Genomic DNA, 1273 nt, shown 5'->3' on the forward strand with positions numbered 1-1273 from the left:
AGCCGTCGGTACAACCCCGACGGCACGATGACGCTGGTCGAGCACATCTACGAGTTCCGCCGCAGGCTGGGGTTCGCGCTGCTGGCCTTGGTCGCGGGCGGCGTGCTCGGGTTCCTCTGGTTCAACACCCGCGTCGGGGCCATCCCGCCGCTGGGGGATCTGGTCACCGGCCCGTACTGCGCCATCCCGCCCGAACAGCGGTTCACCGCGGGCGACGGGTCCGAGTGCAAGTTGTTGCAGACGGTGCCGTTCGAAGCCTTCATGATCCAGATGAAGGTCGGGTTGACCGCGGGGGCGGTGCTGTTCTCCCCGGTGTGGCTGTACCAGTTGTGGGCGTTCGTGGCGCCCGGGCTGTATTCGCGGGAGCGCAGGTACGCGCTGGTGTTCGTGTCGCTGGCCAGCGTGCTGTTCGCGACCGGCGCGGTGCTGGCCTACGCGATGGTGCCGTACGCGCTGGAGCTGCTGACGAACTTCGGCGGCGAGTCGTTCGACACGTGGTTCACCGGGGACAAGTACGTGTCGTTCGTGTTGTCCCTGCTCATCATCTTCGGGGTGAGTTTCGAGCTGCCGCTGCTGGTGGTGATGCTCAACCGGGTCGGCGTGGTGCGCTATGCCCAGCTCGCGAAGTGGCGCCGCGGGCTGATCCTCGTGTTCTTCGTGTTCGCCGCGTTCGTCACCCCGGCCGACCCGTTCTCGATGATCGCGTTGGCGGGGGCGTTGACGCTGCTGTTCGAGATCGCGTTGCAGATCGCCCGGCTCAACGACCGCAAGAAGGACCGGCGACGGGCCGCCGAGGGGTGGGACGGGCTGGCCGACGACGAGTGACCCCCGACGACCCGCCCGGAGATCTCGTGAGCGACGCAACCACCACGCCGGTGACGGTGTACTGGCGGCCCGGGTGCCCGTACTGCTCCCGGTTGTTCGGAGACCTCGACCGGATCGGCCTGCCCGTCCGGAAGATCGACATCTGGCAGGACTCCCGGGCCGCCGCACGGGTCCGCGCGATCGCGGACGGCAACGAGACCGTGCCCACCGTGGTCGTCGGCGACGACCACTCGATGGTGAACCCGCGCGCGACCCGGGTGGTCGACGCGGTCCGTACCGAGGCACCCGGCCTGCTCGACACGATCAGCAAGGAGACCCTGGCCAAGGCCGCGACCGGGCCCTGGCACGCCGGACTGGGCCTCGCGGTGATCTTCCTGGGGCTGTGGCTCCTGCTGACCCTCGGGAACCCCGAGACGCCGTACCACCTGGCGTCCGCCGTCGTCGCGGC

1 protein-coding gene and 1 pseudogene are annotated in these 1273 nt (G+C 69.2%); both read left to right on the forward strand.

What is annotated here, in order from left to right:
• Positions 1 to 822, forward strand: a pseudogene (gene tatC, locus SACHA_RS20905) (twin-arginine translocase subunit TatC); the annotation flags it as partial.
• 29 nt (positions 823 to 851) lie between these two features.
• The coding region (locus tag SACHA_RS26515) for a glutaredoxin domain-containing protein (RefSeq protein ID WP_028662979.1) at positions 852 to 1273 on the forward strand (422 nt) is incomplete at its 3' end.

Source organism: Saccharomonospora halophila 8 (assembly GCF_000383775.1).
Classification (GTDB): domain Bacteria; phylum Actinomycetota; class Actinomycetes; order Mycobacteriales; family Pseudonocardiaceae; genus Saccharomonospora; species Saccharomonospora halophila.